Origin of the sequence: Sphingomonas sp. 4RDLI-65, from assembly GCF_049472435.1 — a bacterium.
Classification (GTDB): Bacteria; Pseudomonadota; Alphaproteobacteria; order Sphingomonadales; family Sphingomonadaceae; genus Sphingomonas.
In genome coordinates, this window is sequence record NZ_JBCEBT010000003.1 from 1 (window position 1) to 18,194 (window position 18,194).

The 18,194-nt window shown below is 63.2% G+C and carries 15 protein-coding genes, 1 tRNA gene and 1 rRNA gene; 9 read left to right on the plus strand and 8 right to left on the minus strand.

The features are described 5' to 3' along the window. Positions 1–215 precede the first annotated feature (215 nt). Positions 216–330: ribosomal RNA gene (rrf, locus tag VH567_RS08425) — 5S ribosomal RNA — on the plus strand. An 82-nt stretch (positions 331–412) separates the two neighbouring features. Continuing rightward, positions 413–489: transfer RNA gene (locus VH567_RS08430), tRNA-Met, on the plus strand. Here VH567_RS08430 and VH567_RS08435 read toward each other — a convergent pair. Next, positions 446–2,500 (minus strand): recombinase family protein, encoded by a 2,055-nt coding sequence (locus VH567_RS08435; RefSeq protein ID WP_423325862.1) that lies wholly within the window; start codon positions 2,498–2,500, stop codon positions 446–448. The two genes, VH567_RS08430 and VH567_RS08435, sit on opposite strands and share 44 nt — an antisense overlap. On the opposite strand from VH567_RS08435, the gene VH567_RS08440 reads away from it, so the two are divergent. Genes VH567_RS08440 through VH567_RS08450 form a run of 3 tightly spaced genes read left to right on the plus strand, consistent with a single transcriptional unit; the run spans position 2,499 to position 4,221 of the window. Next, positions 2,499–2,927, plus strand: coding sequence for a DUF4238 domain-containing protein (locus VH567_RS08440; protein ID WP_423325039.1), 429 nt, complete (start codon positions 2,499–2,501; stop codon positions 2,925–2,927). The genes VH567_RS08435 and VH567_RS08440 overlap by 2 nt on opposite strands. Next, positions 2,927–3,520: a DUF4238 domain-containing protein gene (locus tag VH567_RS08445; RefSeq protein ID WP_423325041.1), complete on the plus strand. Its 594-nt coding sequence runs from the start codon at positions 2,927–2,929 to the stop codon at positions 3,518–3,520. The genes VH567_RS08440 and VH567_RS08445 overlap by 1 nt, the downstream gene beginning before the upstream one ends. Further along, entirely contained in the window at positions 3,517–4,221 is a 705-nt protein-coding gene (locus VH567_RS08450; protein ID WP_423325043.1) for a DUF4238 domain-containing protein, read from the plus strand. The genes VH567_RS08445 and VH567_RS08450 overlap by 4 nt, the downstream gene beginning before the upstream one ends. Before the next feature lie 4 nt (positions 4,222–4,225). Here the strand turns inward: VH567_RS08450 and VH567_RS08455 are convergent, their stop codons facing one another. After that, the gene (locus VH567_RS08455; RefSeq protein WP_423325045.1) at positions 4,226–5,302 is read right to left on the minus strand and encodes a hypothetical protein; all 1,077 of its coding nucleotides are present in this window, start codon (positions 5,300–5,302) and stop codon (positions 4,226–4,228) included. Here VH567_RS08455 and VH567_RS08460 point away from each other — a divergent pair. After that, positions 5,301–6,950, plus strand: a complete 1,650-nt coding sequence (locus tag VH567_RS08460; RefSeq protein ID WP_423325047.1) for a TonB-dependent receptor — start codon at positions 5,301–5,303, stop codon at positions 6,948–6,950. The genes VH567_RS08455 and VH567_RS08460 overlap by 2 nt on opposite strands. A 187-nt stretch (positions 6,951–7,137) precedes the next feature. Next, positions 7,138–8,400 (plus strand): PQQ-dependent sugar dehydrogenase, encoded by a 1,263-nt coding sequence (locus VH567_RS08465; RefSeq protein WP_423325049.1) that lies wholly within the window; start codon positions 7,138–7,140, stop codon positions 8,398–8,400. Positions 8,401–9,515: 1,115 nt separating this feature from the next. On the opposite strand, the gene VH567_RS08470 is transcribed toward VH567_RS08465, so the two are convergent. Beyond that, complete coding sequence (locus tag VH567_RS08470; RefSeq protein WP_423325051.1) at positions 9,516–12,128, minus strand: M1 family metallopeptidase; 2,613 nt, start codon at positions 12,126–12,128, stop codon at positions 9,516–9,518. Positions 12,129–12,363: 235 nt separating this feature from the next. Then, positions 12,364–13,143 carry a class I SAM-dependent methyltransferase gene (locus VH567_RS08475; protein ID WP_423325053.1) on the minus strand — a complete coding sequence of 260 codons (780 nt, stop codon included), beginning with the start codon at positions 13,141–13,143 and terminating at the stop codon, positions 12,364–12,366. Between the two features lie 85 nt (positions 13,144–13,228). Between VH567_RS08475 and VH567_RS08480 the strand changes: the two genes are divergently transcribed. Further along, complete coding sequence (locus VH567_RS08480) at positions 13,229–13,660, plus strand: Rrf2 family transcriptional regulator (protein ID WP_423325864.1); 432 nt, start codon at positions 13,229–13,231, stop codon at positions 13,658–13,660. A gap of 215 nt (positions 13,661–13,875) precedes the next feature. Here VH567_RS08480 and VH567_RS08485 read toward each other — a convergent pair whose 3' ends face one another. The 3 genes from VH567_RS08485 to VH567_RS08495 all read right to left on the minus strand — a co-directional run bounded on the left by VH567_RS08485 (position 13,876) and on the right by VH567_RS08495 (position 16,801). Beyond that, positions 13,876–14,445, minus strand: coding sequence for an alpha/beta hydrolase (locus tag VH567_RS08485; protein ID WP_423325055.1), 570 nt, complete (start codon positions 14,443–14,445; stop codon positions 13,876–13,878). Between the two features lie 176 nt (positions 14,446–14,621). Then, positions 14,622–15,926, minus strand: a complete 1,305-nt coding sequence (locus tag VH567_RS08490; protein WP_423325057.1) for an MFS transporter — start codon at positions 15,924–15,926, stop codon at positions 14,622–14,624. Then, a complete protein-coding gene (locus VH567_RS08495; protein ID WP_423325059.1) occupies positions 15,923–16,801 on the minus strand; it encodes a TauD/TfdA dioxygenase family protein in 879 nt (292 codons plus the stop codon). Before VH567_RS08495 ends, VH567_RS08490 begins: the two co-directional genes overlap by 4 nt. A gap of 261 nt (positions 16,802–17,062) precedes the next feature. On the opposite strand from VH567_RS08495, the gene VH567_RS08500 reads away from it, so the two are divergent. After that, positions 17,063–17,491 carry a GlcG/HbpS family heme-binding protein gene (locus VH567_RS08500; protein WP_423325061.1) on the plus strand — a complete coding sequence of 143 codons (429 nt, stop codon included), beginning with the start codon at positions 17,063–17,065 and terminating at the stop codon, positions 17,489–17,491. A 35-nt stretch (positions 17,492–17,526) separates the two neighbouring features. Here VH567_RS08500 and VH567_RS08505 read toward each other — a convergent pair whose 3' ends face one another. Beyond that, a complete protein-coding gene (locus VH567_RS08505) occupies positions 17,527–18,183 on the minus strand; it encodes a peroxiredoxin-like family protein (protein WP_423325063.1) in 657 nt (218 codons plus the stop codon). Positions 18,184–18,194 lie beyond the last annotated feature (11 nt).

The following is an 18,194-nucleotide window of genomic DNA, read 5'->3' on the forward strand; positions in this document are numbered from 1 at the left end:
CTCACACCATCAATGACAACACTGGGTTCGCCCAGTTAGCCAACGATAGTGCGGATGATTAAGACGACGCCAGATTGCCAATCCCCTCGCCGTCGAGGGATTGGTCGAATACACTACAAACCTTGCACGGTATCGATTTTAAAACCCTGTCTCAGCGAAAGCTCCGACGGGGTACCCAAAGCATTCCCCAACGTATCGTCGCACCGGCTCCATTGCCTGGTGGCTATAGCGTCGGTGTCCCACCCGATCCCATTCCGAACTCGGCCGTGAAACCCGACTGCGCCAATGGTACTATCGCTCAAGCGATGGAAGAGTAGGTCGTCGCCAGGCATTGAAGCCCGTGCGGCGGTACGTAACAGGAAAGCTAAAACCCATTCACCATGTCTCATACCCCCTTCGCTAACGCGAATGTCGCGGGGTGGAGCAGCCCGGTAGCTCGTCAGGCTCATAACCTGAAGGTCACAGGTTCAAATCCTGTCCCCGCAACCAATCCCAACGACACTCCTAGCCCCGTAGCGCAAGCCACGGGGCTGTCGTCGTTTCTGGCCTCTTTCCTCTCCCGCGCGCCCAGCCATTCGAGGATGGCGCCGAACTCGCCGTATAGTGTGACGTGGACCTCGCCGCGCTTTGCGCCGGGCGTCAGTGTCACGCGATCTATAAGCCCACGAATGGCGTCTGCGGCTTCGTCACGGTCTTCCGGGCGGTTCAGCGCCTCTGCCAGCCGCTCGACCTTCTTTGCGTAGATCCCGGCGATGTTGGGGTGAATGTCCGGTGTGTCGGCAGGGGCTTCCGCCATTGCCGCCTTCAGTACCTTCTCCTCGGCTTCGAAGTCTAGCAGGCGGTCCATGAGTGTCTCGCTGTAGCGGCCGTTCTCGATGGCATCGACGATGTCCGCCTTGCCTTTCTTGATCTTGGCCAGCTTGGATTCCGTTGCGGAGCGATCGGCACGCTCCGCGTGATTGAGCCGGTTGGTCTCTTCGACGAAGCTGCGGATGGCCTCATCGACCATGTCCGGCGCCATCAGCCGGTCCTTCAACCCGGCCAGCACGCGGTCCTCGAGACTGACGCGCGTGATGGTGCGGCTATTGTTGCAGGCACCGGTGTCGTTGTGCGTTGAGCACGCGAAACGGCCCTGACCGCGTAGAGAGCAGGGGCCACCACAGGTGCCGCAGTGAACGAGGCCGGACAGCAGCGATTTCGGGCGGACCGTGCCGCGCATGCCGATCGCCTTGCGGGTCGCTTCGATGGGACCTGCATACTGAATGGATAGGCTCGCCTGCCGTGCCTTGACCGCCTCCCAGAGAGAGTCATCGATGATGCGGAGGTCAGACACCTCTGTGATGATCCAGTCGCTTGGTGAGTTGATACGACTGACGCGCTTCCCGGTCCGCGGGTCCTTCACATAGCGCTGCCGGTTCCAGACAAGGCGACCGATATAGAGTTCGTTGTTGAGGAAGCCCGTGCCGCGCTTGGCGTGGCCGCGCAGCGTGCCATGTGCCCAGAGCTTATCCTCGGGTCCGGGAACGCCGTCGGCGTTGAGGCGCCGGGCAATGGTCTGCGGGCTGACGTCGTTGGCGAATTCGCGGAACACCCGGCGGATGACTTCGGCTTGCGCGACATTGATGGTGCGCTCGCCGCGGATCGGCTCGCCATCTGCATCGTACCGCTTCACGACGTCATAGCCGTAGCACAGCCCGCCGCCGGCTTTGCCCTTCTCGACCCGGCCGCGCATGCCGCGGTGCGTCTTCTTGGCGAGGTCCTTCAGGAACAGCGCGTTCATCGTGCCCTTCAGGCCAACATGGAGTTCGCTGATCTCGCCTTCGGCCAGCGTCACCAGCGTGATGCCGGCGAACTGAAGATGTTTGTAAAGCGTGGCGACGTCGGCCTGATCACGGCTGACCCGATCGAGCGCTTCGGCGAGGATGATGCTGAAGCGGCCTGCCTGCGCATCCTGGATCAGCTGCTGGATGCCGGGGCGCAGCGTTATGCTCGAGCCCGAGATCGCGGCGTCCTTGTAGGTGCCAATGATCTGCCAGCCCTCGCGCGCCGCCTGTTCGCGACAGATCCGGAACTGATCGTCGATGGACGACGCGCTCTGTTGATCGGAGGAATAGCGGGCGTATAGCGCAACGCGGGTCATGGCTCGTCTCCAAACACGGTTGCCTGAAGCCCCGGTTGTGAAGGCTAAGCGAGGCCTGTCCGCTTCCCAGTTTCGAACTTCATTTACCGGCTCTGATCGATTGCCTGAGACGCGGGGCGCTCGTGCTGAACGGCGACAAGTGGGACTAAGCGGTCTTTCCTGACAGCGAGGGTGAACGACAGCTTCCGCCGGCAGCAGACGTTCAGACGTTCTCCGACCACACTGATCCGAACGGCGAAAGTTGGGCCGGTTGCAAACTGGCAGCTTTGAACGATCAACTGGGAAAAGCGGACGAAAGGCGAATCGGAACTGCTTGAAGGTATCGCCCGATCGTCGTGTTTTGGTTATGTTCCAGAACATGCCGAAGCGACATCATTATGTGCCGGTCACCTATCTGCGAAATTTCGCGGATGCGTCGGGGCATCTGCAGGTCTTTCGCAAGGACGATCCGGCCCGGCCCTTCCGGCAGCGTCCGGAATCAACAGGGTTCGAGCGCTATTATTATTCTCAGTTCGACGATGACGGTGCTAGCGACGACGATCGGCTCGAGGCGATCTTCAGCGAAATCGAGACCGACTGGCCGGCGGTCGTCGCCGCGCTCGCCAACCGTGAAGCGATGTTCGCGGCGGCGCCGCATATCATCACCTTCCTCAGTCTGACGGGCGTGCGGGTCCCGGCGTTCCGCGATTCTGCCGAGCTGTATCTTGGCCATTCGGTGCAGAACAGGCGCTGCTCCTGCACGCGGCCGGGGAGCTGCCGCCGCTACCCGACGGCTTTCCGGACCTGATGGACAAGATCCAGGTCACGATCGATCCGCAAAAGTCGCTCGAGATGATGGCGCGGGCGCTGGATGACATGGGCAAGCTGTTCGCCACGCTGAGCTTCGATGTTCTTCACAACGCGACCGACCAGGCATTTCTGACCAGCGACAATCCGGTGATCTACTACGACCCGCGCGTCCCGCCGTTGGCGATGCGGCCTTACACCATCCCGCAGGACGCAAGCCGTATCGAGCTGCTGTTTCCGGTTTCCGCGACGATGGTGCTGTGGGGGCGCACTCGCCCGCGGCGCAGCGACATCGGTCATCGGACGATCAGCGATCGCCGGACCATTTTCCGGATCAACCGCCTAATCTGCCGCTTCGGCTATCGCACGATTTTCGCGACGGATACGCGCGAAGCCTTGCTGATCGCGAGCACCGCCACGCTGTCGCCGATGGCCCGGCTCGACCGCATGCCGGCGCAAGGCGGCTATTACTCCTTCGGTCAGTTTATCTTCGGGCCGCGTCCCGACAAGCCGAAATGGGATGGACCCCGCAAACGCCCGCGGATGTCGCCGGCCAGCGCGGAAGCCGCTGACGAACCGGAGATCGCACCATGACGATCTCGAAGCGGCACCACTACACGCCACGCTATTATCTCAAGCGGTTCGAGACCGAGGGGGGCGCATTGTGGCGGCTCGACAGCGAGACCGGCGCCGTGATCAAAGGCAATAATGAGCGGTTCGGCTTTAAGAAGCGCTGGAACAGCTTGCGCAATCCGCCGCCAGGCTACGCGCCCGATTGGGCTGAGAAGCAGATAGCGGTGATCGATGGCTTGGCCTCGAAGGTCATCACCGAGATTCTCGAGGGTCAGTTCCCGGCCGATATCCGCAAGCTCGCCATGGCGATTTCGTTCATGCACCACAATCAGCCGCGGCTGCGGCGCGAACTAGAGACCGTTCATCCCGATAAGGTCGGGCAATGGAGCGAGGACTATTGGCTGGTGGTGCGGCTGAAGACTGCCCTCGACAATTGGGAGAGCTATGTTCCGCTTTACTATGCGCTCAACGTGATCCCGCCCGGCAGCAACCAACGCTTCCTCACGTCGAGCAACCCGCTGATTGATTTCGCCAACAAACCGACGATGCTGCTGCCGCTGTCGAGCCGGCATTGTCTGTTCCTCTCGAACGATACCGTGCATCGCGACTTCGGGCCGGTGACCCGCACGCTGGGCCTGGAGGAGATTGCTGGCATCAACCGCATGACGATCAAGAACGCCTGGCAATATCTCTATTCCTGCACCGACAGTTTCGCAGAATAGCCGGTCATTCCTCGCCCAGATCGAACCCCTCGGGCGCAGGCTCGAGATAGACGTCGCGCGGCTGATCCTGACCGAACAGCTTGCCGTCGCGCTTCTTCTTCCAGGCCTCGATTCGGCGTTCGATCGGCCGGTTGAGCGAATGGCCGAAGCGTTCGAGCAAGCCGCCCTCCTCGGCCTTGCGGGTCCAAAGCAGCATGCGGGCGTCGGCGATCTTGCCGAGCAGGGTGCCATAGCGCCAGAATTCCACGCGGTCGGCGGTGTGCGCCAGACGCTGATACCAGGTGCGCGACCACAGGTTATGCTCATAGGCGAACCGCGCCGCTTCGGCAGCGCGCCCGACCATGCCGCCGTGATTGCTGAACCGCGCGATTGTAGCTCCAGCCCCGGCGCTCTCATCGGCAAAACCCAGAATGGTCAGCGCCCGTGCGGTCGCGACAGGATGTCCGGTCTCGATAGCTTCAACGGCATAGGCCTCGAGCCAGGGCTGATGCCCGGCATGGCAGGCGGCGAGCACCTCGCTCGCCAGCGCATGGTCGCTGTTGCAGCGCTCCAGCCGGTCGCGGCGCAGATTTGACATCGCGGCGGAATCCTCGCTGTGCCAGATATCCCAGGTCATCAACGGGACCGAACCGATCGATCGGGTGATGCGGACAAAGGCCTCATGACCGTTGCAACGACGAAACAACGCGACCGCGAGCTCCGGATCGGTAGCGGACAGCGCCCGGGCGACGCGCGAGGCGAGATTGGCGATACGCGGCAATTGCGCGGTCGGTACCGCGAGGAGCTGGCGGGCAATCGCCTGGAGCGAGGGCAGATTTGCATCAGCAATCGCGCGCATTGCTTCAGAGCCGATATCGCGCAGAATCAGTTCGGCGCCACTCTTGGTGAGTGCCTTCTCAAACTCCTGGAACCGGTCCCACCCGGCCTTCTGCCGCGCGGCGAAGGCTTCGTCGCTTTCGTTGATGCGCGCGAACCGCTGATCGAGCGACAGGTCGGCGTCGTCATCCTCGAGCGAGAACCGCGTGACATCGTCCCCACCGGCATCGTCACCAAGCGAAACTCGCGGCGGCCGGAACGGCATGACTGCTCCCAGTACGCGCGCGGTGGCCTGTCCGATCAGCGCCTGGAACGCCACCGATTTCTTCAAGCTCAGCACCGACATCGCCTACACCAAGGCGAAACGCGTCGACAACAGCAGCGGAACGCGTGCCGGCAACAACGGGAACACCACCGGCACGAGGCTCGATTTCGATACGTCGGGCGATCAGGTCTCGCTAGCGCTCTCGGGGTTCGACTTTGGCGATGTCAGCAAATATCGCTACCTCGAGTCCAGCGCGTCGCGCGAGCAGGCGACGACCGATGGCTTTGCCGGCCGTCTGGATGGCGAGTACGAGATTCCGAATTTCTTCGTAAAGTCGATCTCGATCGGCGGCCGCTACACGACGCGCGACGTGGAGCGCATGCAGGGGACCCGAAATCATTTTCCCGTGGCGCCTGCGGGCTCGCCCGCGATCACGTTCCCGGCGACGATATTCCCGCAAGGACTTGGCCCGATCGCCAACGCCGATGACTTCTTCCGGACGGGGAATGTCCCCAATCCGATCGGCGTCGTCTATGCCGTGCCGACGGCCATCCAGCGCAATCAAGCGCTGCTCTGCCAGGTGTTCGGCGATACCGTGTGTACGGTCAGCTACGCGCCGGCCAACACCTACTCCCAGAAGGAGGATACCTACGCGGTCTATGGTCAGATCAATCTGGATCTCGACGTGCTCGGCGTGCCGGTCGACGGGAACATCGGCGCCCGCTATCTGCGGACCAGTCTGTCCACGGTCGGCGTCATTCAACGGCCGAACGGGTCGACGTCGCCGATCGACCAGGACGCCAGCTACAACAACTTCCTGCCCAGCGCGAACCTGCGGTTTAAGGTCACGCCGGACCTGTTCCTGCGCTTGGCTGCCGCAAAGCAGCTCACCCGTCCGCAGTTCACGAACCTCAGTCCGACACTCAACATCTCGTCGCTGGCGGCGAACCAGATCCTGTCGATCAATGCCGGCAATCCGGACCTCAAGCCCCTGAGGTCGACGTCCTACGATGCCAGCCTCGAATATTATTATTCGCGCAGCGGTTACGTCTATCTTTCGGGGTTCCTGAAGAAGGTGAACGGCTTCATCCAGAACACGGTAACCCGCGAAACGGTCAGTCTTCCCGATTTTCCGACGGTGACGCAGGCCGACATCAATCGACCGCAGAACGGCGACAACGGCACGATCAAGGGCTTCGAGGTCGGAACGCAGACGTTCCTGGACTTCCTGCCGACGCCTCTGGACGGATTCGGCATCCAGGCGAACTACACGTTCGTGGACTCCAAGGCACCGAGCCCCATCGCCGGTCAGAGCGTGCCCTTGCAGGGCTTGTCGAAGAACAGCTACAATCTGGTCGGTTTCTACGAGAAGGGCGGGCTCCGCCTGCGTGCGGCCTACACTTGGCGTGACGATTACGTCGAAACGACGACTGGGCCCGGCTCCGGCTCTCTACCGATCTACGTCAAGCCCTTTGACCAGCTGGACGCCTCGATCGGTTACAGCATCAACGATCATTTCGACATTTCCTTCGATGCGTCGAACATTCTGAATGCTTTGAACCAGACGTACTTTGGCGAGAAGATCAGGCCCCGGTTTAATAACATCTATGACCGCCGGTTCGGTCTGGTTGTTCGCATCAAGAGTTAAAGCCCTCCATCCCCTGGAGCCTATGCCCGTGATGGTCCGCCGTCACGGGCACCTTTTTGAAACAGGGCCCGGGACGGTCACGTAAACGTTGGCGGAATTCTCCATGCCAGGCGGTCGGGACGATATCGACATGTTCTATTTTTTTATATGAAGTCTGGTTATCAAACCCATCTTGTCGGGATCTGAGATGCGCCGATTTTCACCGCTAATATACTGCCTGCTGCCTGTGTTGAGTGGTTGTGGACAATCGGAGCGTGCGCCCCAGTCGGCGGCGCCGAACGCCAAGCCGGTCAACTACGGCGCGACCAAGCCAACTCCCGTCAAGCCCTTCCGGACCAAGACGATCGCCACTTTCGATACGCCATGGGCTTTGGCGTTCCTGCCGGATCGCAGGATGCTCGTGACCGAGAAGCCCGGTCATCTGTGGATCGTGACACCCGATGGATCGAAGACCGAAGTCGGCGGCGTGCCCGCTGTTCATTTCGAAGGGCAGGGCGGGCTGCTTTTCGTCGCGACCTCGCCCACCTTCGGACGCGATCACCGCGTCTATCTCACCTATTCGGAGCCCGGCGCCAGCGGTGACGGACTGGCCCTGGCGATGGCTACCTTCGGGAGCCGGAATGGCAAACCCGCGCTGTTGGATCTGCGCGTTATCTGGCGCCAGCTGCCGCGCGGGAATGGCGGGCAATTTGGCGGGTACATCGCATTCTCGCCCGACGGCCAGCACCTGTTCCTGACCTCCGGCGACCGGCAGCGCTTCGATCCCGCGCAGGATCCCAATCAAGCGCTCGGTAAGATTCTGCGGCTGACGCTGGACGGCAAGCCCGCGGCGGGAAACCCGGGCACGGGAAAGACCGGCACGGCGACCGTGAACGTCATCGACTCCGCCAACGACAGCGATGCGCTTCTCAGATCGTCGGTGCGGCGGGAAAGCGTTCCCACCCCAAACCTGACGCCTGCAGAGACGTGGAGCACGGGCCACCGTAATTCATACGGGCTCGCCTTCGATGACGCGGGGCGTTTGTGGGAAACCGAGATGGGCCCTCGTGGCGGCGACGAACTGAACCTGATCGAGCCGGGCAAGAACTATGGCTGGCCGATTTCAACCTATGGCCGGAACTATGATGGTACACCGATCGCCAAGCCCGGAGATCATCCCGGACTCAAAAAGCCGGTGCTGTATTGGGACCCGGTGATCGCACCGGCCGGGTTCGCATTCTACCGGGGGAACATGTTCCCTCAGTGGCGTGGGTCCGCGTTCGTCGGCGGTCTCGCCGTGACTTCGCTGATCCGTATCGCGTTCGACGGCATCAACGCGCGTGAAGCGGAGCGTTGGGACATGGGCGCGCGCATCCGAGCAGTGATGGCAGGCCCGGATGGTGCCCTATGGTTGTTGGAGGATGATGGTGATGGAAAACTGGTCCGCCTGACGACCAATCGGGGCGGATAATCGCGGCAAAAATTGATGCGTTGGCGACGTGATACGCACGGTTTCGCAGATGGAAGTTCGCAAGAATCAAGGTCACCCAGGAAAAAATTCAATCGGTCAGTTGGCGGGCAATCCAAGCCAAAATGCAACGCCCGACAATCACCCTCGGAAGTCAGCGCCCGTAGGCGCGCGCCGCGGCGTCTTCCACCTAACGGTGCGCAATCGCGCCGAATATAGCGGGGTACGTATCGCCCGGCTTTCGAGGATCGTCCCGATTCTCGCCATCAATGCGGTCCCGTCGGCAACGATTTGCCTACATGGACCAACGGCCGAAGTTAGGGAACGACAAGCCGACCCCCAGCGTCTGACTAATGGGTCGGCTAGACACGCTGCTTTATCGAGCTCTGCCATCACCTCGCAACAACGGTGCCCGATGCGCGTGCAGGTTGTGGCACTTGGCTTGTCTCTGCGCCCAATCGCGCGTGTCGTGCATCCTGATCATACCGAGTGGACCTGCCATGCCGACCAGCGTGCCAAGATAGGCTAGCAGGCGCTCGAACCAGGGCGAGGCTTCGAGAACCGTAAGCGGATAATGCTGCTAAGACGCTGAATCTCATCTGGCCCGTGATGAGCAAGCGTTCCAAGTTGAGGAGGAAGGCTTCCTAAGTGTCCGCATCCGGGTCTCGCTGGTCGAAAAGCAGCTCGTCCGATCGTGCCCAATTAGGCGTGATTTCGGCGTAACTGCATGGCCTTACCTCTCAATCCTGTAGTCGCAGCCGACAACAACGCGTTCCGTTTGGCTGTCCCGGCGCTTGCGATGGCTTGCGCCGTCAGGAGCTTGCACTCGAACTTGAGATGCACACCGCGTTGGCCCTCCTCGATGGTCCACACGCAGACGACCAATATGTCGAATTTGGCCGTGTCTAAACGCTCAAAGACACTACGATCCCCCTTTCGACGTTAGCGAGTCTCGTAGCGCCGCGCATCGCATCTATCGCGTCTTCCCAGATCGACGTTGGACGTAGGTTGAGTACTAACTCAGGGCTTCGTAGGGTCTCGATTGCCAGGCTTCTGCAAGCTTAACGGATGACCGGTTTCGGGCCGTGCGCAGAGGCATGCAAATGACTGTGGGTCTTTCATTCGATTGAAGAGGCTCTCCCTTCAAATGTCGCTGCACTGATGCGGACGGTCAAAGCCAGTTCGTCGCGCGCCGTAAGGACTTTGCGGCGCACGTCGATTGGCAAACTGGGGTGTGCATCGAGAAACCGGTCAACCACTTGGAGTGCCGCAGGATCGCGCTGGCCGCCGATGAATGCGTCGATCCAGGCGGGGAGGAAGAAAATCCGCCGATTCTGACGGATCCACACCAGTCGGTCGAGCGCCGCGCGGAGGAAGGGCAGGGTGAGCGGTGCCTGCTCGATCGTGTTGAAGGCGCCGAGGCTTTCGCTCGCCCACGCCTCATTGAGCGCGGCATCGTCGAAGTAGCGGCTGAAGTAAGACGCCTTGACCGAGCGGTCGGGCGTGGCGGCGCGAGCGACGAACGCGTCCTTCACCGCCTCGCTCGATCGGTCGAGTCGCTGCTCGGCGGCGAAGATCATCGCGGCGTCGGGCGCGCCAACGGCGATCAGGCGGCGGACGATCGCCCAGCGCGTCGGCTGATGGATCGCGGTACCGACGAGCTTTGCACGGCTCGCGAGAAGGTCGCGCAACCGGGCGAGCGCGAGTGGCGTCCGCCCCGTCGCGATCAGGCGGTCGAGCGCATCCTTGCGCAGGCCGTAGCCGAGGGTGGGATCGTCGATGCGGGCAAGCAGCGCTTGTTCCCAGCGGGGCCGTAGCGGTGCGGACGCGTCGTCGGGCAGGTAGACGTCGAGCGCCGCCGCGCCGCGCGACAGGATGGTGCGCGAGATCTGCTCGTCGGTTTCGTCGGGCAGGTGATCGAGCAGCATGGAGATGTAGCGCACCGGCGCAAAGCGGACATCGCGGACCGTGTCCCATACCGCGCTCCACAGCATCGCGCGCAGCAGTGAGTCCTTCACCGTGCCGACGTTCTTGACGATCCAGGTGACGGTGCGCGCGTCCGGCAAAAACAGGCCGTAGCCCTGATCGTCGTCATTCGGCCAGACATAGTCCGGGACCAGCAACCCCGCCGCCCCCGCGACGATGGCTTTGCTGCCGTCGAATGCGGCGTCGAGCACGATGTCCGCCCGGTCACGATAGCCCAGCCGCACGCGCACCTTCATCGGCCATGCACCCCCGCGATCGCCGTCCAGCGACCGCACCGGTCGCTGGACGAGCGTCAGCGACCCGATCCGGCCGCCAACGATTTCGAGTTGGGTGTCGACGCGCGGAAGGCCGGCGCGCAGCATATACTGGCTGCCAAAGGCGGTCAGATCGACTCCTGATGCGCGACCGACCGCGTCAAGCAGGTCCTGCCAAGTCGCGTTGCCATAGGCATGGTCGGTCAGGAAGCGGTTGATGCCGCGGCGGAACCGCGTCTCGCCGACCAGGAAAGCGAGCTGCTTGATGACCGCTGGCGCCTTGTTGTAGACGAGCGGGCCGTAATTGCTCTTCGCGGCATCAAGATTGTCGAGCGGCTGCCACAGCGCTTGCGTGCCGCTGGTCGCATCGGCCCGATAGGCTGGTGTCTTGGTCGATAGCAGGAAGGTCGTCCAGGCGTTGCTGTCGGGCTGAAGCTCCGCCTGGATGCGCGCGGCCATGTATGTTGAGAAACCCTCCTTCAGCCACAGGTCGTCGAACCAGCGCATGGTGACATCGTCGCCGAACCATTGATGGCTGATCTCGTGATAGATGGTGGCGTCGCGGCCGACCCGCTGCGGTAGCGTCGGAGGCTCGCGGAAGATGAAGCGGTCTTCGTTGTAGAAGACCGCGCCCACATGCTCCATGCCACCGAACGGGAAGGCGGGCGCTAGCAGCAGGTCGAGCTTTGCGAAGGGAAAGGGGATGCCGAACCAGTCGCTGAGCCAGCGCACCGCGGCGCGGTTGGTCGCGATCTGCGCCTCGGCATCGACTTCGGCGCGACGCGAAGCTCGCGCGTAGAGGCTGATCGGCCGCTCCCCCGCCGGTGCCGACGTCCAGCGTGTCCAGGGCCCGGCGGCGAAGGCGGCGAGATAGGTGGAGATCGGCTCGGTTTCGGCAAAGCGCCAGCGCGTGCCGCCGGTCGCGGACTGCTGCGTGTCGAGCGGGCCGTTGGCGATCACCGTCCACGCCGGTGGAGCGGTCAGCGTCCAGCGAAACCGCGCCTTGAGGTCGGGCTGGTCGAAACAGGGGAACAGCAGGTTGGCGTCGGAGGGGACGAGCAACGTGTAGAGATAGGTCTGGCCGTCCTTGTCGTCGTGATGGCGGATGATCGCCGCCCCCGATGCCGCGATCGGCGTTTCGAACCGCGCAGCGACGACGTTGGCGCCGGTTTTTAAGAGGGCTGCGGGCAGGACAAGATGGCCGTCGAGCCGCGCCGCGGTGGACAGCGGGCGGCCGTTGACGGTCAGATCGGCCAGCACCGGCCCGCGGAAGTCGAGGACCAGATCACCGCCGTTCGGCACGCGGCCGAAGCGGATCATGACGGTGCCGGTCGCGGTGTCCGCCGCGGTCAGGTCGAGCGACAGGTCGTAGTGGATCGTCGAGATCTGCGCCGCGCGCCGCCGCGCGAGTTCGAGCGAAATGCCGCCTCCCGCCGCCACGCTGGTGGCAAACGCCCTTCCCGCGGCCCAAAGCCCCATCGGGGCGAGCATCGCCGAGCGTAAGAGTGTGCGCCGCGTGTCGTTGAAATGCAGGTCGGCCCCCTGTCGCGGTGGAGCGGCGATCCTAGGCCATGGAGTACAGCCTGTCGATTGATCGGACCGTCCCTTCCCAACCCCATCGCCGCCTCGCTATACCCTAACCGATGTCCGGTATTGGATGTGCCTTATCCGGCGCGAGTGGCCGATTTTGGGTCGCCCTCGCCGCACAGGTCACATCCAGAAAGCGTTAGCGTCGTGCCGTGGCAATGAGCGCCGTGGACGGTATCGGTAAGACGGCGCGGTCCGCGGCTAACGTCCACACCTCGGCGACGACAGCGGCCTTTTCCGCTTCGCTCAGACTGGTCCAGTCCGGCGACATGCCGAACACTGTGTCCGGTTCCGCCAGCGCGGCGGTCTCGAGTAAATACTCGTGTGTGACATGCTCGATGTGAGGATCCCGAAACCCCGCCATGACCAATTCGCGGGCAAAGTCGGCGGGATCGCTCAGCGCCTGCACCGCCATCGGCATGGTCATGCCCGCGCGCTCGGGAAACAGTTTGCGGCGGATCTGACCGAGCAGCAGAAAGGTAGCGGCGCCACGGTTCTGCCAGGTCGCGACCACGCCGTAACCGCCGGACCGTGTCACCCGTGCCATCTCGGACAGACCCTTGCGCCAGTCCGGGAACATGATGACGCCGAAGATCGAGAAGACGGCGTCAAAGCTACCATCGTCGAGCGCCATTGCCTGACCATCCATAACCTTCACCTCGACGTTGGTGAGGTTTGCGGCGGCGATACGTGCGACCATGGCAGGGGAAAAATCGGTCGCAAGCACCCGTGCACCCGTGCGAGCCGCAAGCAGCGCCAGTGCGCCGGTACCTGCGGCGACGTCGAGCACGCGGCTGTCCGGCGTCAGCACGACGCGCGCGAGCGCTGCCTCGGCAAAGCGGGCGGTGAAGGGGTGCGCGGTCTGCTCGTAATGTCGGGCGGCGGTATCCCAATGATCGGGGTTCTCATAATCGGACATCGTCGGCTCCACAAATCATGTAACATCATTAGTAGCGTGAAATGCCGTGCTTGCCAATCCCGCCGGGCCCGTCGAAGACCATGCCGTGCGTACCGACAGTCGACTTTCTCGAATGCTTCACGTGCTGCTCCACATGGTGCGGCACGAAGGACCGATGACATCCGAGGCGATCGCGCGCATGCTGGGCACCAACCCCGTCGTGATCCGCCGCACCATGGCAGGGCTGCGTGAGGCGGGGTATGTGCGATCCGAAAAGGGGCATGGCGGCGGCTGGGCAATTGCCGCCGATCTCAAGACCGTGTCGCTGCTCGATATCCATAATGCGGTGGGTGGGCCTCGGCTCTTCGCCATAGGCAACGAGCACGCGAACCCGGGCTGTGCGGTCGAGAAGGTCGTGAACGCGGCGGTGGAAGACGCGCTGCGTGAAGCCGAGCGCCTGCTGGTGGCACGGCTGGGCGCGGTCAGCCTTGCCGAGCTTTCCCGAGAGTTTGATGCCCACTGCGGCATTGTCGAATAGGCAGCGTCGTTTCCAAGTAAACGTTGCTTAGAGCGGCTTGACCTGCCCAATCAACCGACCTTCACAGCCTCAGCAGCGCGAGAAGTGCTGCATGAACGGGCGTCCACTTCAGGTCCGCGCAGATGAGGCTTTCAATGGCGGAAACTGGGTCATTTACGACAGGGCGCTCACATAGCCCGACGCACGGCCCGTCTCACTCGACGGCTGGCGTCCAGCTAGGCGTCTCCGATTGCCTGGATGATGCGATACGCGGCAACGACGTCGCGCTCGACGACGGCGGACGTGAAGCGTTCGATGATGGCGCGCAGGCGGTTGGTCGGCGCAGTCGCCGCATTCAGCAGCGGCCCATCAATGAGGCGACTGCCCCATTCCACGCCCAGGCGCTGCGCTTCGTCATCGGCGCCGACCACGATCGACGGGAAGGGCAGGCCGATCTTCGGCGCCGCGAAGTGACGCTGGTGCAGGCTCGTGCCCTCGGGGGCGACCAGCAAGGCGCCGACAACGTTCGCGGTATAGGCTTTCGGCGACAGTCGCGCCCACCATGCGGCCGCCGCGCAGGCGCTGCCCTGTGCCAGGAGCATGACGGCCCGATCGGACGCCGATACGGCGGCATCGATCCGCGCCGCCAGCGCCGTTCGCTCTGCGGCGGTACGGCTGCGAACAGCGATATGCTGCGCCTCGCCAAACCGTGGAAACTCCCGGAACCGTGCGAACATCGAGACAGCGTTGTCGGGGACGAGCGCGATGAGCGTCAGCCGATGGCTATCCAGGACAGCAACAGACACAATCCGGTCTCCCTTTCCGTGAACGCACAAGCTGCCTTCTTCTGCTTAACGGCGCAATGTGGCTGTTCGGATACGCGCCAGACCGTTCTATCCTGGGTCTCGGCCGAAATCAGGGCTATTAGATCTCACGCGATATGCCACCATGTCCTGCAAAGCAGTGCTTTCCCCATTTCGACTCAGCGAGGTCCCTCAGCCTGAAAAGGCCTTTCCGGGTGCATGAAGAACGACAGGCCAGCGCCGACCAGGAGTAGCGCCAGCGAGGCGCAGAACGGGATCGACCAGCTTCCGGTCAGGTCGACCGCCGCGCCGAACACTAGCGGAGACAGGATACCGGCGATGCCGAAGCCGAAGTTCATCATGCCGCTGGCGGTGCCGGCATATTGTGGTGCGATGTCCATCGGGACTGCCCAGATCGGCGCCACCACAAGCTCGGAGAAGAAGAACGCGAGTGACAGGCATATCGCGACCGTCGTCAGGTCGTGGGTGAGAACCACGGGCACGAGAAACACGAACGCGCCGACCATTCCGACGATGATCAGGTTTCGCCGCGCCGCCTGCAGGCTGCCGGTCTTGCGGTAGATATAATCGCTGGCTGCTCCACCGACCCAGTCGCCGATCACGCCGCCCAGCAGCACCCCACCCGAGAACAGCGCCGAGTGCTTCAGGTCGAGCCCGAAATTCTTGAAGAAGAACGAGGGGAGCCAGGTCAGGAACACCCACAATGTCCAGCCATAGCAGAAATCGACGGCGGTGACGGGCGCGATCCGCCGCGCGAGCCGCCACCACGGGACGGGAGGCCTGGTGGCAGCCTGTTGCGCGGCCGGGGCCAGTTCGGCGCGTTCCTCGTCGGACATGCCGGGATGTCGTTCCGGGTTCTCCCGCGCAACCACCAGCCACAGGATCACCCAGACCGCGCTCGCCAGGCCTAGTACCACGAATGCGCCTCGCCACGAGACCAGCGCCATCAACCCGACCAGCAGCGGCGGGGTTAGCGCATTGCCGAGCCGCGCAGCGGCATGCGTGATTCCTTGCGCAAAGCCCCAGCGCGCCGGTGGCAGCCATGTCGCCATGGCGCGCGTCGCAGCGGGGAAAGCGAATCCTTCGCCGATGCCGAGCGCGAGACGCAGTGCGAACAGCGATGCCATCCCGCCGACCAGCCCGGTCAGCACCGTCGCCACGCAGACGATCGCACCGCAGATCAGCAGCATGCGGCGTGGTCCGAAGCGGTCGATGACCCGACCGCCGAAGAGCTGGATCAGTGCATAGGGATAGGAGAAGGCCGAGATCGCCAGACCGAACTGGGTGTTGCTCATGCCCAGTTCGGCGGTCATCCGCGGGCCCACCGTCGCCAGGTTCACCCGGTCGATGTAAAGGACCAGATACATCAGGCAGAGCACCGCGAGGATGCGGTTCGGGATGCTCATCAACCGCGGAACGTGACGAGCGACCGCGTCTGACCGGCTCAGGCCATGGCCGGTCATGCAGGTCGACCCGTCCCCTTGATCTGCGTCCTGTGCATCACGCGCCGTGCGGCAGGATCGAACGCATCACGGCGGTGCATCGTGCAGCGATTGTCCCACAGCACCAGATCACCCCTGCGCCAATGATGGCTCCAGCCGAACCGATCGCCGTCGACATGATCCCAAAGCTCGTCGAGCAGCGCTTCGGACTCGGCCAGATCCAGACCATCGATATAGGCATTACGGCGGCGGCCGAGATACAGCGCGGGGCGCCCGGTTTCGGGATGGGTGTAGACCAACGGGTGCAGACTGCCCGGCGCTTCGCGCGGATCGTCGCTCGGCGTGACGCCCTGGCGCAGGAAACCACCGCTATTGTAGGTGCCGTCGTGCTTGACGCGGCGTCCGGCGATGCGCGCCTTCAAGTCATCGGGCAGCGCCTCGTACACGGCGTACATATCGATAAAGCTCGTATTGCCCCCAGTCGGTGGCACCTCCAGCGCATAGAGCGCGCTCGCTTGGGGCGGGACTTCGACATAGGACATGTCGGTGTGCCAGACCGCCTCGCCATTGCCGAGGCTGCCGATCGGGACGCCGCCCTCGACCACGTTCGAGACGACATAGAGTTCGGGCAGTCCCTCGACGAAACGGCGGCCGGTCTCCTGGATGGGCGCGAGATCGAGGTCGCCGAACCGGCGGCTGAAGGCGATCAGGTCCGCATCCGACAGCGATTGGTCGCGGACGAGCAGGACGAGATTGTCGAGCCAGGCCTGGTGGAGGTCGGCGAACTGCTGGTCATCGAGCGTCCGAAGATCGATGCCCCGAACCTCCGCGCCGACGCCCTGTCCCGTTTCGACCATTTCGAGGCCAACTCGGCTCGCCACAAGATCGCCCATCATCCGTACTCCATAATCGCACGTTCGCAGTCGACGAGGGTCGACTGCCGCATGACCGTTTTAACGATCGACCGCCGACGTGGGCCGCAAAGCATTTGTTTGGGCCGGTCAACCGGGGCATATTTGTGTGCAACAATTGCGCAAATCGGGCGCCGCGTGGATCGCCAAAGGCAGTAGAGGCATTCCCCCATTGGCCATGATCCCGGCCAACCTCACGCCGATTACCCGTCGTCCCGGATAGCGGTCGATACAAAGGAACCATGCATGGTGCGCATCACGCTTGAACTTGCCAGCAAGATTATCGCGGCGACGCTGCAGCGGAGAGTGGAGCTCGGTTTCAAGCCGCTCTGCGTGGCGGTGCTCGATCCCGGAGGGCACCTCGTCGCGCTGCACCGTGAAGACGGGGCCTCGACGCTGCGGCCCCAGATCGCGATGGCCAAGGCGGGTGGGGCGCTCGCGCTGGGCATATCGAGCCGCAAGATCGCGGAGATGGCGTCGGAGCGACCGACGTTCATCGCCTCGCTCGGGCCAATCTCTCCGCACGGCGTCGTGCCTGCGGCGGGCGGCGTGCTCATCGTCGATGTAGAGGGCCAGTTGATCGGAGCTGTCGGCGTGACCGGTGACACATCCGACAATGATGAGGCGTGTGCGCTTGCCGGCGTTGCTGCGGTCGGGCTTTCGGTCCTGGCGTGATCTGTGCAAGCGCCATGGCCATTTGCTGAGAAATTTTAGACTTTCACGATCATCGATCGGACGGCGTCGATGATGGCGTCCGCCTCGGTCCTCTTCATCCAGTCCGGCGTCACATCCGACCATGCAACAACACCTGCCTCGTTGATCACAAGGGCCGTTGGGAAAGGCAGTTCCCACGTGCCCGTGCCGGTGACCTCGCCCAAGGGTATTGTCGCGGCCTGCCGGGTTGCCGAGTTCGCTTCGAAGGTGATGCCGAGCCGGCGTGCGAGGTGGTTGTCGCGGTCGGTCGCTATGGTGAAGTCGAGCGCGTGGCGTTGCTGTATCTCTGAGAGTCTCGATGGAATCTGCGGGCTGATCGCGACGAGCGGCACGCCCAGTTCGCGCAGGGTGGGCCAGAGCGCGCGTTGATAGACCGGTAGTGCGACGTTGCACGCGGGGCAGCCGGCGAACCTGAAGAAGATCAGCACGGCAGGGCCCGTGGCGATCAGGCTGTCCAGTCGTATCGTCGTACCATCCACGGCTTCGAGCGAGAAGTTTGGCATCGGATCGCCGATCTTGATCGCGCGCGACTGATCGAAGCCGATGACGAGTTCGTGTCGCTGGCTGGCGTTCAGGTCCAGCTGTGCAGGCGTCCAGCTATGGTCACGCTCGCCTTGCAATGCACCAAGCGCGGCGCGGACGGATTCGGTCATGAACGGTCTCC